Source organism: Azospirillum palustre (assembly GCF_002573965.1).
GTDB lineage: Bacteria > Pseudomonadota > Alphaproteobacteria > Azospirillales > Azospirillaceae > Azospirillum > Azospirillum palustre.
Genome location: NZ_PDKW01000038.1, coordinates 373,368 through 387,813, shown reverse-complemented (window position 1 = coordinate 387,813; position 14,446 = coordinate 373,368). Strand labels below are relative to the sequence as shown.

The window sequence follows — 14,446 nt, the reverse complement described above, 5'->3', positions numbered from 1 at the left end:
TGCGATGATGTCGAAAACATCGGCAGAGGCGCAAAAGTCGCGTGCGCATGAGGATTCGGGTCAACTACTCCCAAATGGCTAGAGGGCGCTGATTGCCACCCCTGTTGCGATTGCCTATTCTTGCGCCACGATCTGCGCAGGGATCCTTATGTTTCCTCTAATTTATGTTCATCGTCGCCGTACCGCCGCGGCAGCGAAATCGGTCGCATGATGGCCGACCCGGTCTGGCAGGACGCCGCAAGGCTGCGTCAATCCGCAGGTCCCGTCCGCGCAGCCGGCGGCATGGAAAACCCTGACGGCATGAAAAGCAGGGCCGGCAGCGGTCCGGATGTCTTCACCGGCGGCGGCGAGATGGGCCGGCGGATGCGGGAGATGGACTGGTCGGCGACACCGCTCGGCCCGCCGGAGCACTGGCCGCAGTCGCTGCGCACCACCGTCAATCTGATGCTGACCTCCGGCTTTCCGATGTTCACGGCCTGGGGGCCGGAGCTGACCTTCCTCCACAATGACAGCTACCGCCCGATCCTCGGCGACAAGCCGGAGGCGCTTGGCCGCCCCTTCGCCGAGGTCTGGGCCGAAACCTGGCACCAGTTGATTCCTCTTGTGGCGCGGGCTTTGTCCGGGGAAGCGTTCTACCATCAGGATCTGCAGCTGTTCATGGAGCGGCACGGCTACTGGGAGGAGACCTATTTCACCTTCTCCTACAGCCCGGTCCGCGACGAGGCCGGCCATGTCGCCGGCATGTTCTGCGCCTGCACCGAGAACACCGCCCGCGTGCTGGCCGAACGGCGGCTGACCTTCCAGCTCGATCTGGCGGAGAAGCTGCGCGGACTGAACGATCCGGTCGGCATCACCGCCGCCGCCGCCGAAGCCATCGGCCGCCATCTGCGGGTGGCGCGGGCCGGTTATGGCCGGATCGATCCAACCGGCAGCATGATTTCGGTGGACCGGGACTGGAGCGACAGCGGGGTGGAAAGCCTCGCCGGCCAGTCACGGCCGCTCGACAGCTTCGGCCCGGCGCTGATCGCCGAGCTGCGGGCGGGATACACGCTGCGCGTCGACGACGTCGCCACCGACCCGCGCACCAGCGGAAGCGGGCCGGCGGCGGGCTTCGCCGGGATCGGGGCCCGCGCGCTGCTGGTCGTGCCCCTGTTGAAGGCCGGTCAGTTGACCGCCATCCTCTACCTGCATGAGAGCGAGGCGCGCCACTGGACCGAGACCGACGCCGCCCTGGCGGAGGATGTGGCCGAACGGACCTGGGCCGCGGTCGAGCGTGCCCTCGCCGAGGCGGCCTTGCGGGCCGCCAACACGGCGCTGATCCGCGAACGCGCCGCGGTGGAGGCGGCCAACGCCCGGCTGGCGGCGGAGGGGGAGCGGCTGCGCACCCTGTTCCGGCAGGCGCCAAGCTTCATGTGCGTGCTGCGCGGTCCGGACCATGTCTTCGAACTGGCGAACGATACCTATATGCAGCTGGTCGGCCGCCAGGATCTGGTGGACCGACCGGCGCGGGACGCCTTGCCGGAGGTGGAGGGCCAGGGCTTCTTCGAATTGCTCGATCGCGTCTATGCCAGCGGCGAGACCTTCGTCGGGCACAGCATGCCGATCAGTTTCCGGCGCAGGCCGGACGGGCCGCTGGAGGAGCGCTTCCTCACCTTCGTCTATCAGCCGATCAAGGACGAGGACGGCCGCGTCACCGGCCTGTTCGTCGAGGGCAGCGACGTCACCGAGGCGAAGCGGGCCGAGGAGGAGCTGCAACAGCTCAACGCCACGCTGGAGGCCCGCGTCGCCGAGGAGGTGGCGGAGCGCGAGCGTGTCCAGATCGCCCTGTTGCAGACGCAGAAGACCGAGGCGCTGGGCCAGATGACCGGCGGCGTCGCCCACGACTTCAACAACCTGCTCCAGGCACTGTCCGGCTGCCTGCACATGATCGAGAAGCGGGCGGAGGGCACGCGCATCCAGCCGCTGGTCGATGCCGGGCGGCAGGCGGTGGACCGCGGCGCCAAGCTGGTGCAGCAGCTGATGGCCTTCGCCCGCCGGCAGGCCCTGCGGCCGGAGACGGTCGATCTGCGCGACCGCGTGCTCGGCATGTCGGAGCTGCTGAACCGGGCCCTGCGCGCCGACATCCGGCTGGAGGTGGATTTCGCCGCCGGGCTCTGGCCGGTGGAGGTCGATGCGACGCAGCTGGAGCTGGCCCTGCTGAACCTCGTGGTCAATGCGCGCGATGCGATGCCGGACGGCGGCATGCTGTCGATCCGGGCGGCCAACGTCACCCTGACGCACGGCGATCCGCAGGCGCCGAACGGGCTGTCGGGCGAATTCGTGCGGCTGACGGTGAGCGACACCGGCACCGGCATGCCGGCCGATGTCCAGGCCCGCGCCTTCGACCCCTTCTTCACCACCAAGGAGATCGGCAAGGGCAGCGGGCTCGGGCTGTCGCAGGTCTACGGCTTCGCCCGCCATTCCGGCGGCACCGTCTGGATCGAGAGCGAGGAAGGGCGCGGCACCACCGTCGGCCTGCTGATCCGCCGGTCGGGCACCGCCCCGGCGACGGCGGCCGAACCGGTGGCGGAGGCCGGTGCCAGCCGGGTCGGCGGCCATGTGCTGGTGGTGGAGGACGATCCCATCGTCGCGCTGACCGTGGCGACCGCGCTGGAGGATGCCGGCTTCACCGTCACCCGTGCCGCCACGGCCGACGAGGCGCTGCCTCTGCTGGAGGCCGGCGGCTTCGACCTGCTGTTCAGCGACGTGGTGATGCCCGGCACCATGAGCGGCGTCGACCTGGCGCGGAGCGCGCAGCGGCTCCGGCCCGATCTGCCCGTCGTCCTGGCGACCGGCTACAGCGAGGAGGTCGCCCGCGCCACCGGCGTGATGGTGCTGGCGAAACCCTACCGCATCGACCATCTGGTCGAGGTGCTGGACACGCTGCTGACGGAGGCGAAGCGGGTGGAAGGAGAAGCGCCCTCTCCCGTCCCGGGAGAGGGCATGGAGCCGACGGCCACAGGCCGGACGAGCGCCGAAGGGCGATCGTAAGCGGAATGCAGTCGCGAGACTTGCGAGCGACTTCGGGGCCCATGCGAAGCATGGGAAGGTGAGGGGTGTTCCAAGGAACCATTCGGTTCGGGATCCTTGGCTACCCCCTCACCCTCCCCACGGCTTCGCCGCGGGTCCCCTCCCTCTCCCGGGGCGGGAGAGGGCATTTATCGCTGGGTGAAATGTCCTCCCCCCCTCAGTCCCCCGCCGCCGGCTGCGGCATGGCGCCATGCCCCGGACGCCTGCGGACGAACAGCCGGTAGACCGCGACGAAGAAGACCGGCACGAACAGCACCGCCAGCACGGTGGCGGAGATCATGCCGCCCATCACGCCGACGCCGATGGCGTTCTGGCTTTCCGACCCGGCGCCGGTGCTGATCGCCAGCGGCAGCACGCCGAGGATGAAAGCCATCGAGGTCATGATGATGGGGCGCAGGCGCTGACGGCAGGCCTCCGCCGCGGCTTCCTTCAACTCCATGCCCTGGTCGTAGAGCGCCTTGGCGAACTCCACGATCAGGATGGCGTTCTTCGCCGACAGGCCGATGGTGGTCAGCAGGCCGACCTGGAAATAGACGTCGCTCGGCAGGCCACGCAGCGTCGCCGCGATGACGGCGCCGATGACGCCCAGCGGCACCACCATGATGACCGACACCGGCACCGACCAGCTTTCATAGAGGGCGGCAAGGCAGAGGAAGACGATGATCATCGACAGGGCGTAGAGCGCCGGCGCCTGCGAGCCGCTGAGCCGCTCCTCGTAGGACAGGCCGGTCCATTCGTAGCCGATGCCCGGCGGCAGCTTCTGCATCAGCGTCTCCATCTCGGTCATCGCCTCCCCCGAGCTGATGCCCGGTGCGGCCGATCCCTGGATGTTCACCGACGAGGAGCCGTTGTAGCGCTCCAGCTTCGGCGAGCCGTAGATCCACTGCGCCGTGGTGAAGGCGGAGAAGGGAACCATCTGGCCGCCGGCATTGCGCACATACCAGCGGTCGATGTCGCTGGGCTGCATGCGGTAGGGCGCGTCGGCCTGGAGATAGACCTTCTTCACCCGGCCCTGGTCGATGAAGTCGTTGACGTAGGACGAGCCCCAGGCCGCCGACAGCGTCGTGTTGATGTCGCTGAGCGACAGGCCGAGCGCGCTCGCCTTCTCGCGGTCGATGTCCAGCTTGAACTGCGGGGTGTCCTCCAGACCGTTGGGACGGACGCCGACCAGCTTCGGGTTCTGCGCCGCCGCCCCCAGCAGCTGGTTGCGCGCCTGCATCAGCCGGTCATGGCCCAGCCCGCCGCGGTCGACCAGCTGAAGGTCGAAGCCGGTGGCGTTGCCGAGGCCGGGAACCGACGGCGGCAGGAAGGAGAAGAGCACCGCGTCCTTCAGCTTCGACATCGCGCCCATCACCCGGCCGGCGATGGCCTGCGGCTTCTGCGACGCCTGGGTGCGTTCGCTCCAGTCCTTCAGCCGGACGAAGGCCATGCCGGCATTCTGGCCGCGGCCGGAGAAGTTGAAGCCGACGATGGTGAACAGGCCCTCGACGCTGTCCTTCTCCTTTTCCAGCATATAGGCGGTGACGGCCTTGGCGGTCTCGGCCGTGCGCTGCGAGCTGGCGTTCGGCGGGGCCGACCACAGCACGAACAGCTGGCCGCGGTCCTCCGTCGGCAGGAAGGAGGACGGCATCTGCACGAACAGATAGCCCAGCCCGCCCAGGATCAGCGCATAGGCGATGAAGTAGCGGCCCAGCCGGTTGACCGCGCCGCGCACGCCGCGGACATAGACCCGGCTGCCGGCATCGAAGCCGCGGTTGAACAGGCCGAAGAAGCCGCCGCGGGCGTGACCGTGCCCTTCCCCATGGCCGGCGACCGGCTTGAGCAGGGTGGCGCAGAGCGCCGGGGTCAGGACGAGGGCGACCAGCACCGACAGCGCCATCGCCGAGACGATGGTCAGCGAGAACTGGCGGTAGATGGCGCCGGCCGAGCCGCCGAAGAAGGCCATCGGCACGAACACCGCCGACAGCACCAGCGCGATGCCGACCAGCGCGCCGGTGATCTGGTCCATCGACTTGCGCGTCGCCTCGCGCGGGGGGAGCCCCTCCTCGCCCATCACGCGTTCGACATTCTCGACGACGACGATGGCGTCGTCGACCAGCAGGCCGATCGCCAGCACCATGCCGAACATCGTCAGCACGTTGATGGAGAAGCCGAAGGCCGACATCACCCCGAAGGTGCCAAGCAGCACCACCGGAACCGCGATGGTCGGGATCAGCGTCGCGCGGAAGTTCTGGAGGAACAGGTACATCACGACGAAGACGAGGACGATGGCCTCGAACAGCGTCTTGATCACCTCGTGGATCGACAGCTGGACGAAGGGCGTCGTGTCGTAGGGGTAGATGACCTCGATGCCCGCCGGGAAGAAGGGCTGAAGCTCCGCCACCCGCGCCTTGACCGCGGCGGCGGTGTTGAGCGCGTTGGCCCCGGTCGCCAGCTTGATGCCGACGCCGGCCGCCGGCTTGCCGTTGTAGGCGGCGTTGATCTCGTAGGTTTCGGAGCCGATCTCGATCCGCGCCACGTCGCGCAGCCGCACCTGCGACCCGTCGGGATTCACGCGCAGCAGGATGGCGCCGAACTGCTCCGGCGTCTGGAGCCGCGACTGGGCGCTGATGGTGGCGTTGATCTGCTGGCCCTGGACCGCCGGGGCGCCGCCGAGCTGGCCGGCGGAGACCTGGGCGTTCTGGGTCTTGATCGCGTTGGAGACGTCGGTGGTGGTCAGCGCGAAGTTGTTCAGCGCGTCGGGGTCGAGCCAGATGCGCATGGCATGCTGCGGCCCGAAGACGGTGATGTCGCCCACACCTTCGACGCGGCTCAGCGTGTCCTGGAGGTTGGAGGTGACGTAGTCGGCGATGTCGCCCTGGCTGAGGCGCCCGTCGCTGGACACGAAACCGACCACCAGAAGGAAGTCGTTGCCGGCCTTCGACACCTGGATGCCGCGCTGCTGGACCTCCTGCGGCAGCAGCGGCGTCGCCAGCTGCAGCTTGTTCTGGACCTGGACCTGGGCGATGTCGGGGTTGGCCTCCGGCTCGAAGGTCAGGGTGATGGTGACGTTGCCGGAAGAGTCGCTGTTGGAGGACATGTAGCGGAAATGGTCGAGCCCGGTCATCTTCTGCTCGATGACCTGGGTGACCGTGTCCTCCAGCGTCTTGGCCGAGGCGCCGGGATAGCTGGCGGTGATCGACACCGTCGGCGGCGCGATCTTCGGATATTGCTCGACGGGCAGCCGCAGGATCGCCAGGGCGCCCGCCATCATGATGACGATGGCGATGACCCAGGCGAAGACCGGGCGGTCGATGAAGAATTTCGACATGAGAGCGGTTCCTGCGAACGGTACCTGGGATCAGCGGGCCGAGGCGGCCTTTTCAGGCAATGCGGCCAGCGCGTTCTGGGCAGGCACCGGCTTCACCTCCGCACCCGGCTTCAGCTTCTGCAGGCCTTCCACCACGACGCGCTCGCCGGGGGCCAGCCCGTCCGACACCAGCCAGACGTTGCCGACCGGCCGTTCGGTCTTGATGGTGCGCGGGGTCGCCTTGTTGTCGGCGCCCACCACCCAGACGCGGGCGGAGCCGTCCGGCGAGCGCGCGACCGCGGCCTGCGGCACGGTGATGGCGTTCTCCGCCACGCCCTGCTCGACGCGGGCACGGACGAACAGGCCGGGCAGCAGCTGCTTGTTCGGATTTGGGAAGACCGCGCGCAGCTGCACCGAGCTGGTGCCGGAATCCACCGTCACGTCGGCGAATTGCAGCTCGCCCTTCGCCGGATAGGCGGTGTCGTCGCCGCTGGCGTTGCTGTTCAGGAACAGCGTCACCGGGATCTTGCCGGGTTCCGCCGGGCGGATGCGGCCGGTCTCCATGTCCTCGCGCAGCTTCATCAGCTGCGAGGCGGTCTGCGTCACGTCGACATAGATCGGGTCGAACTGCTGGATGGTGGCGAGCGCCGTCGCCTGGTTGGAGGTGACCAGCGCGCCTTCCGTCACCGCCGACTTGCCGATGCGGCCGGAGATGGGGGCGAACACCTTGGTGTAGTTCAGGTTGATGCTGGCGAGGTTGTAGGCGGCCTTGGCGGAGGCGACCTGCGCCTCGTTCTGCTTCAGCGAGGCCTGGACGTCGTCGAAGTCCTGCTTGCTGACCACGCTGTTCTTGACCAGATCGCCATAGCGCGACGCCTTGTTGCGGGCGGCCTGGAGATTGGCTTCCGCCTTCTGCACGTCGGCCTGGGCGCTCGCCAGCGACGCCTCGTAGGTGGCGGGGTCGATCTGATAGAGCTGGTCGCCCGCCTTGACCTCGCTGCCCTCGCGGAACAGGCGCTTCAGCACGATACCGCTGACCTGCGGCCGTATTTCCGCCACCCGGTAGGGGGCGGTGCGGCCCGGAAGCTCGGTGGTCACCGGCAGGCGCTGCGGCTCGATGGTGGCGACCGAGACCTCGGGCGGGCCGCCGGCACCCTGGGGCTGGCCGGATGCCTGCTTCTGCTGGTTGCAGCCGGCGAGCACCGCGATCAGGCAGGCCGCCGCGGCCAACGTCATGAATGGCTTTGAACTGGACATCTGTTTCCTCGTCTCGGCGCCGCACGTCGGCGGACCCGTCTCCCTGCTGCACGCTCTCTCTATACGCTGCGGGGTCAGGCGGTCCGGCACATCCCCGTTGCTTAGTACTGTCTCATACAGTACAGTGTACCAGACGATACATTCAGAATGCTGCACCGCGCAAGGGGGTTCCGCAAATGCCCGATATGGGGCCGGAACATGGGAAGTCACCGGGAACCCCCACGTCCTTTTCGCAGAATGTGCCGGATCGCGGCCCGGGACCGAGGGAAACGCAAGATGACCAGCAGCCAAAAGGCCCAGATCGGGAAAGCCCCGATAGAGAAGGCCCCGATGGAGAGGGAAGGGGCCGGGCACCCGCCGACCGCCGCCACTGCCGGACCGACTTGCGGGCCCGCCACCTGTGGGCCGCGCGGCCTGGCGCGCCGGCAGGCGATCCTGACGGCGGCGCGGCGCCTGTTCGTCGAGAAGGGCTTCGAGAAGACGACGCTGAGCGACATCATCGCCGTCGCCGGCGGATCCCGCGCCACGCTGTACGAGCATTTCGGCGACAAGGAGGGACTGTTCCGCGCCATCATGGAGGAGGACAACGCCATGATCTTCTCCGGCCTCGCCCCCGCCCAGGCTGACGAGCGGGTGACGCCGGAAGCCGGGCTGACCGCCTTCGCGCTGCATCTGGTCAAGGCCCTGCTGAACGAGGAGACGACCGCCACCGTCCGCATCCTGATCGCGGAGGGCGACCGGGTGCCCGACATCACCGAGGCCTTCTTCCGCATCGGGCCGGAGAACGCCATCGGCCGGCTGGCCGACTATCTGCAACGGCTGTCGGACAGCGGCGATCTCAGCATCGACGATCCGGCCGCCGCCGCGCAGGCCTTCCTGGGCATGGTCACCGGCAACCTGCTGATCCGCCGCCTGATCCTGCCGCAGAGCGCGCCGGCCATCCCCGACCTCGACCGCTATGTCCGGCAGGCGGTGCGCCTCTTCCTGACCGGGGCGTGCGCGAGGGTGACCAAGGCGGGCTGAGGGGAGGGAAACCTCAAATCGCTGCCTTTCAAATCGTCTCCGCCGCCGTATCCCCCACCCCGCGGGCGCGGCCGGCCTTGGTCAGCGGTTCGGCGATGTCCTCCAGACTCTTGCCTTCGGCGTCGACGCCATAGACCAGCGCCACCACCCCGCCGATCATCATCACCACCGACCCCAGCACATAGCCCCAGAACAGTGGGTCGCGCTCCGTCCCCTCCCCCACCAGCCAGCCGAACAGCAGCGGGCCGGTGGATCCCACCACCTGGGCGATGGCGAAGAAATAGGAGATCGCCTGCGCCCGGACCTCCAGCGGAAAGATCTCGCTGACCGTCAGATAGGCCGACGACGCCCCGGCCGACGCGAAGAAGAAGGAGACGCACCAGAAGATCGTGTGCGTGTTCGCGGTCAGCACCCCCTGGCGGAACAGGAAGGCGGAGACCAGCAGCACGACCCCCGCCAGCAGATAGGTGCCGAAGATCATCCGGCGCCGACCCACCGTGTCGAACAGCGGCCCCAGCAGCAGCGGCCCGATCAGGTTGCCGGCGGCGAAGGGGAAGAAATAGAGCGCCGTCTGCGACGGATCGAGATGGTAGAAATTCTGCAGGACCAGCGCGTAGGTGAAGAAGATCGCGTTGTAGAGAAAGGACTGCGTCACCATCATCGTCACGCCCAGGACGGTGCGCGTCGGGTACTGCCGGAAAAAGACGTCGACCAGCTGCGCGTAGGACACCGACTCTTCCGCGACGATGTGCATGGCCCGCTTCGGATCGACCGGCGCCAGGCTCTTGCCCTGCTCCCTCACGCTGGCCTCGATGTCGTCGACGATGCGTTCGGCCTCCGCCTCCCTGCCGTGGGTGACCATCCAGCGAGGGCTTTCCGGAATGTGCCGGCGCAGCTGGATGATGATCAGACCCAGCAGCGGGCCGATGAAGAAGGCGATGCGCCAGCCGAGATTTTCCGGGACCAGCGAATGGTCGAGCAGGAAGACGCTGCCGACCGCGCCGATCATGGCACCCGCCCAATAGGTGCCGTTGACGGCGATGTCGACCCGGCCGCGGAAGCGCGCGGGGATCAGCTCGTCGATGGCCGAGTTGACGGCGGCATATTCGCCGCCGATGCCCATCCCGGCGATGAAACGCCAGACATAGAGGAACCAGGGCGTCCAGGCGAAGCCGGCGATGCCGGACGCGATCAAATAGAGCGCCAGCGTGGTGATGAACAGCCGTTTCCGTCCCCAGCGGTCGGTCAGCCGGCCGAAGACCAGCGCGCCCACCACCTGCCCCATCAGATAGATGGTGCCGGCCAAGCCGACCTCGGCACTCGACATGCCGAGACTCTCCTTGTAGCCGGAGGCCGAGATCAGTTGGATTTCGATGCCGTCCAGGATCCAGCTCACCCCCAGCCCGATCACCACCATCCAGTGGAAGCGCGCCCAGGGCAGCCGGTCCATCCGGGCCGGCACCAGACTGCTCACCGCGGCGGCGCTGTTTGCAGCGGTCATGTCGGGCTGACTCCCCAAGGCTGGCGGCAGATGTCGTGCCTGTGAGAACACGGCGTGCCGCCGGAAGGTTTCCGAACCCGCGGGGTGCCGTCAAATATCTGGCATGCGAATTGTCCTGACTCTCCTCATTTCCCGTTGCGCTTTTGGATCGATCCAATTACCGTGTGCCGACAGTTGGAGCGCAGAGATGCGCCCTGCGGTCCGGGCAGGACTCCCGGACGACAAGACCTGAGCGGACAAAGGCAATCCGTGCGACGCCGAGACTTCCGAAAGCAATTCCCGGAGGGCAGCGCGACACGGGTGCGGAGGAACGCCCGTGACCTATGATTTTCAATTCGACGCGGTGTTCGCGTCCTGGGACTATCTGCTCGACGGGGCATGGCTGACCGTCAGGCTGTCGTTCGGCGCCATGGCCATCGGCATGGTGGTCGCCATCCTCTGCGCGCTCGGCAAGACCTCCGGGCCGAAGCCGGTGCGCTGGGCGATCAATGTCTACATCGAGGTCATCCGCAACACGCCCTTCCTGGTGCAGATCTTCCTGATCTTCTTCGGGCTGCCGACGGTCGGGCTCCGGCTGTCGCCGGACGTGGCGGCGATGATCGCGATGGTGGTCAATGTCGGCGCCTACGCCACCGAGATCATCCGCGCCGGCATCGAATCCATCCACAAGGGCCAGATCGAGGCCGGGCTGGCGCTGGGCCTCAGGCCGTTGCAGGTCTTCCGCTACATCGTGCTGAAGCCGGCCCTGCGCACGGTCTACCCGGCGCTGACCAGCCAGTTCATCCTGCTGATGCTGAGTTCCAGCGTGGTGTCCGCCATCTCCGCCGACGAGCTGACCTCGGTCGCCAACAACATCCAGTCGCAGACCTTCCGCAGCTTCGAGATCTACATCGTCGTGACCGGGATCTATCTGGTGCTGGCGCTGATGTTCTCGGCCCTGTTCGCCGGCATCTACCGGCTGGCCTTCGCCTACACCGTTGACCGGCGCTGAGGGGGACCGAGCGATGATCCGCGCCTTCGGATACAACGAATTCCTGTTCCTGCTCAGCGCCGTGCAATGGACGCTGATGCTGTCGGTCATCGCCTTCATCGGCGGCGGCCTCGTCGGGCTGTTCGTGGCGCTCGGCCGCACGTCGGACGTGAAGCCGCTGCGCCTGCTCGCCACCGGCTACATCCAGCTGTTCCAGGGCACGCCGCTGCTGATGCAGCTGTTCCTCGTCTTCTTCGGCGCCACCGTGATCGGCATCGACATGAGCCCGTGGGTCGCCGCGGCGGTCGGGCTGACGCTGAACACCAGCGCCTTCCTGGGCGAGATCTGGCGCGGCTGCATCCAGTCGGTGCCGCGCGGCCAGTGGGAGGCGGCATCGTCGCTCGGCCTGCGCTATCCCGGCCTGATGCGCTACGTGATCCTGCCGCAGGCGGTGAAGGTCGCGGTGCCGCCGACCGTGGGCTATCTGGTGCAGGTCATCAAGGGCACCTCGCTGGCCGCCATCATCGGCTTCGTCGAGCTGACCCGCGCCGGCCAGATCGTCAACAACGCCACTTTCCAGCCCTTCCTGGTCTTCGGCATCGTCGCCGCGATCTATTTCGCGCTGTGCTGGCCGCTGTCGCTGCTGAGCCAGCGCCTGGAAGCCCGCTACGCAGCGCCTTCTCGCTAAGAACTCTCAATAACATTCGCACTCGGAGGAAACACCCATGGCCTTCACCGTCACCCGCCGCCTGATCGTCGCCGGCGCCCTGATGACCGCCGCGGTTGGCCTGACCGCCACGGCTCACGCCCAGAGCGTCGAGGACATCAAGGGCAAGGGCAAGCTGACCATCGGCATGCTGGTCGATTTCCCGCCCTTCGGCATCACCAGCTCGGACGGCAAGCCGGACGGCTATGACGCCGACGTCGCCAAGCTGATGGCCAAGCACATGGGCGTGCCGGTGGACATCGTGCCGGTGACCGGTCCGAACCGCATCCCCTACCTGCTGACCGGCAAGGTCGACGTTCTGGTCGCCTCGCTCGGCATCACGCCGGAGCGCGCCAAGCAGGTCGCCTTCTCCGAGCCCTATGCCGCCATCGAGATCGGGCTGCTCGCCCCGCAGAAGTCGACGGTCGCGAAGGCCGAGGATCTGTCGGGCAAGAGCGTCGGCGTCGCCCGCGCCAGCACGCAAGACCAGTCGCTGACCGCGGTGGCGCCGAAGGATGCCCGCGTCATGCGCTTCGACGACGACGCCAGCGCCGTGCAGGCCCTGCTGTCCGGTCAGGTCGATGCCCTGGGCGTCAGCAACGTGGTGGCCCAGCAGATCAAGACGATGGCGCCCCAGGCCAATTACGAGATGAAGTTCGTCCTGAAGAGCCAGGTCCAGGGCGTGGCCCTGCGACAGGGCCAGGACAAGCTGATGGGCTGGGTCAACGGCTTCCTCGACACCGTGAAGAAGAACGGCGAGCTGAACGCCATCCACCAGAAGTGGCTGGGCACCGACCTGCCGGCGGCGGTCACCGCCAGCAAGTCCTAAGACGAGCGTAACGCAAACCCCGGTGGAGGACAGGACCATGGCACTGGCGACCGAACCGACGCGCAACGGCACAGCGCCTGCGATGAGCGCGGATGTCGTCATCCGCATGGAGGGCGTCCAGAAATGGTACGATCAGTTCCAGGTGCTCAAGGACATCGACCTGGAAGTCCACCGGGGCGAGCGCATCGTCATCTGCGGCCCGTCCGGATCGGGCAAATCGACCCTGATCCGCTGCATCAACCAGCTGGAACGCCACCAGAAGGGCCGGATCACCGTCAACGGCGTCGAACTCGGCCCGCACCACCGCCAGCTCGACATGGTCCGGCGCGAGGTCGGCATGGTGTTCCAGAGCTTCAACCTGTTCCCGCATTTGACCGTGCTGGAGAACTGCATGTTGGCGCCGTTGAAGGTGCGCGGCACCACCAAGGCCGAGGCGAAGGCCACCGCCATGCGCTATCTGGAGCGGGTGCGCATCCCCGAACAGGCCGACAAATACCCCGGCCAGCTGTCGGGCGGCCAGCAGCAGCGCGTCGCCATCGCGCGGTCGCTCTGCATGAACCCGAAGGTGATGCTGTTCGACGAGCCGACATCGGCGCTGGATCCGGAGATGGTCAAGGAGGTGCTGGACACCATGATCGGTCTGGCGGAAGACGGCATGACCATGCTGTGCGTGACGCACGAGATGGGCTTCGCCAAATCGGTCGCCCACCGCGTCATCTTCATGGACCGCGGCGAGATCGTCGAGCAGAACACGCCGGAGGAGTTCTTCACCGCCCCGAAATCGGAGCGGACGCGGAGCTTCCTCGGCCAGATCCTCACGCACTGAGCACCCGCCGTTCCACCAAGGACACATTGCGATGAAGCCCGAAATTCTTCTCATCGAACCCATGATGCCCGCCATCGAGCAGGCTCTGGATGCGGCCTACACCGTCCACCGCCTGTCCGCCGCCCCGGACCGCGACCGGCTGATCGCCGAGGTCGCCGGCCGGGTGCGCGCCGTCGTCACCGGCGGCGGGACCGGGGTTAAGAACGCGGTGGTCGATGCGCTGCCCAATCTCGGGATCGTCGCCATCAACGGCGTCGGCACCGATGCGGTCGATCTGGAACATTGCCGCGGCCGCGGCGTGCGCGTCAGCAACACGCCGGACGTGCTGACCGACGATGTGGCCGATCTCGCCATCGGTCTGATGATCGCCGGGTCGCGCCGGATGATGGTGGGCGACCGCTTCGTCCGCGCCGGGCAATGGCCGACGGGCAAGCTGCCGCTCGCCCGCAAGGTCAGCGGCAAGCGGCTGGGCGTGCTGGGCCTGGGCCGCATCGGCGAGGCCATCGCCAAGCGCGCCGAAGCCTTCGGCATGACCATCGCCTACACCAACCGTAAGCCGCGCGACGGCGTGTCCTACCGCTTCGTCGCCTCGCCGGTCGATCTGGCGCGGGAGAGCGACATCCTGATGGTCGCGGCCTCGGCCGGGGCGGACGCCCGCAACATGGTCGGCCGCGCCGTGCTAGACGCGCTGGGGCCGGACGGGCTGCTGGTCAACGTCGCCCGCGGCAGCGTGGTGGACGAGCCGGAGCTGCTGGCGGCCTTGACCGAGGGCCGGATCGGCGGCGCCGCGCTGGACGTTTTCGCCGACGAGCCGAACGTGCCGGAGGGCTTCTACGGCCTCGACAATGTCGTGCTCCAGCCGCATCAGGCCAGCGCCACGGTCGAGACGCGCATGGCGATGGGCCAGCTGGTCCTCGACAATCTGGAGGCTTTCTTCGCCGGCCGGCCGCCGCCGACCGCCGTGGTGTGAGGCGCC

General features: G+C 67.7%; 10 protein-coding genes. 7 read left to right on the top strand and 3 right to left on the bottom strand.

Features of this window, described 5'->3' with window-relative positions; translation table 11 throughout:
- The first annotated feature begins 300 nt into the window (after positions 1 to 300).
- The gene (locus tag CRT60_RS05505; RefSeq protein ID WP_244592288.1) at positions 301 to 3,030 is read left to right on the top strand and encodes a GAF domain-containing hybrid sensor histidine kinase/response regulator; all 2,730 of its coding nucleotides are present in this window, start codon (positions 301 to 303) and stop codon (positions 3,028 to 3,030) included.
- A 196-nt stretch (positions 3,031 to 3,226) separates the two neighbouring features.
- Here CRT60_RS05505 and CRT60_RS05500 read toward each other — a convergent pair whose 3' ends face one another.
- Entirely contained in the window at positions 3,227 to 6,379 is a 3,153-nt protein-coding gene (locus CRT60_RS05500) for an efflux RND transporter permease subunit (RefSeq protein ID WP_098735422.1), read from the bottom strand.
- 30 nt (positions 6,380 to 6,409) lie between these two features.
- On the bottom strand, positions 6,410 to 7,615 hold the full coding sequence (locus CRT60_RS05495) for an efflux RND transporter periplasmic adaptor subunit (protein WP_098735421.1): 1,206 nt from the start codon (positions 7,613 to 7,615) through the stop codon (positions 6,410 to 6,412).
- A 276-nt stretch (positions 7,616 to 7,891) separates the two neighbouring features.
- Between CRT60_RS05495 and CRT60_RS05485 the strand changes: the two genes are divergently transcribed.
- Positions 7,892 to 8,638, top strand: coding sequence for a TetR/AcrR family transcriptional regulator (locus CRT60_RS05485; RefSeq protein WP_244592287.1), 747 nt, complete (start codon positions 7,892 to 7,894; stop codon positions 8,636 to 8,638).
- Positions 8,639 to 8,666: 28 nt separating this feature from the next.
- Here the strand turns inward: CRT60_RS05485 and CRT60_RS05480 are convergent, their stop codons facing one another.
- Positions 8,667 to 10,139: an MFS transporter gene (locus CRT60_RS05480; protein ID WP_098735420.1), complete on the bottom strand. Its 1,473-nt coding sequence runs from the start codon at positions 10,137 to 10,139 to the stop codon at positions 8,667 to 8,669.
- A gap of 316 nt (positions 10,140 to 10,455) precedes the next feature.
- Between CRT60_RS05480 and CRT60_RS05475 the strand changes: the two genes are divergently transcribed.
- From CRT60_RS05475 to CRT60_RS05455, 5 genes are read left to right on the top strand one after another with little or no spacing between them, the layout of a single operon-like run.
- On the top strand, positions 10,456 to 11,130 hold the full coding sequence (locus tag CRT60_RS05475) for an amino acid ABC transporter permease (protein WP_098735419.1): 675 nt from the start codon (positions 10,456 to 10,458) through the stop codon (positions 11,128 to 11,130).
- 13 nt (positions 11,131 to 11,143) lie between these two features.
- Positions 11,144 to 11,797, top strand: a complete 654-nt coding sequence (locus tag CRT60_RS05470) for an amino acid ABC transporter permease (RefSeq protein ID WP_098735418.1) — start codon at positions 11,144 to 11,146, stop codon at positions 11,795 to 11,797.
- A gap of 37 nt (positions 11,798 to 11,834) precedes the next feature.
- Positions 11,835 to 12,644: a transporter substrate-binding domain-containing protein gene (locus CRT60_RS05465; protein ID WP_098735417.1), complete on the top strand. Its 810-nt coding sequence runs from the start codon at positions 11,835 to 11,837 to the stop codon at positions 12,642 to 12,644.
- Between the two features lie 37 nt (positions 12,645 to 12,681).
- Positions 12,682 to 13,470 (top strand): amino acid ABC transporter ATP-binding protein, encoded by a 789-nt coding sequence (locus tag CRT60_RS05460; RefSeq protein ID WP_161957979.1) that lies wholly within the window; start codon positions 12,682 to 12,684, stop codon positions 13,468 to 13,470.
- Between the two features lie 31 nt (positions 13,471 to 13,501).
- Positions 13,502 to 14,440, top strand: a complete 939-nt coding sequence (locus CRT60_RS05455) for a 2-hydroxyacid dehydrogenase (RefSeq protein WP_098735416.1) — start codon at positions 13,502 to 13,504, stop codon at positions 14,438 to 14,440.
- Positions 14,441 to 14,446 lie beyond the last annotated feature (6 nt).

Coding starts and splice junctions, on each gene's coding strand:
- CRT60_RS05505 (WP_244592288.1), top strand. CDS start 301: ATGAAAAGCAGGGCCGGCAGCGGTCCGGATGTCTTCACCGGCGGCGGC.
- CRT60_RS05500 (WP_098735422.1), bottom strand. CDS start 6,379: ATGTCGAAATTCTTCATCGACCGCCCGGTCTTCGCCTGGGTCATCGCC.
- CRT60_RS05495 (WP_098735421.1), bottom strand. CDS start 7,615: ATGTCCAGTTCAAAGCCATTCATGACGTTGGCCGCGGCGGCCTGCCTG.
- CRT60_RS05485 (WP_244592287.1), top strand. CDS start 7,892: ATGACCAGCAGCCAAAAGGCCCAGATCGGGAAAGCCCCGATAGAGAAG.
- CRT60_RS05480 (WP_098735420.1), bottom strand. CDS start 10,139: ATGACCGCTGCAAACAGCGCCGCCGCGGTGAGCAGTCTGGTGCCGGCC.
- CRT60_RS05470 (WP_098735418.1), top strand. CDS start 11,144: ATGATCCGCGCCTTCGGATACAACGAATTCCTGTTCCTGCTCAGCGCC.
- CRT60_RS05465 (WP_098735417.1), top strand. CDS start 11,835: ATGGCCTTCACCGTCACCCGCCGCCTGATCGTCGCCGGCGCCCTGATG.
- CRT60_RS05460 (WP_161957979.1), top strand. CDS start 12,682: ATGGCACTGGCGACCGAACCGACGCGCAACGGCACAGCGCCTGCGATG.
- CRT60_RS05455 (WP_098735416.1), top strand. CDS start 13,502: ATGAAGCCCGAAATTCTTCTCATCGAACCCATGATGCCCGCCATCGAG.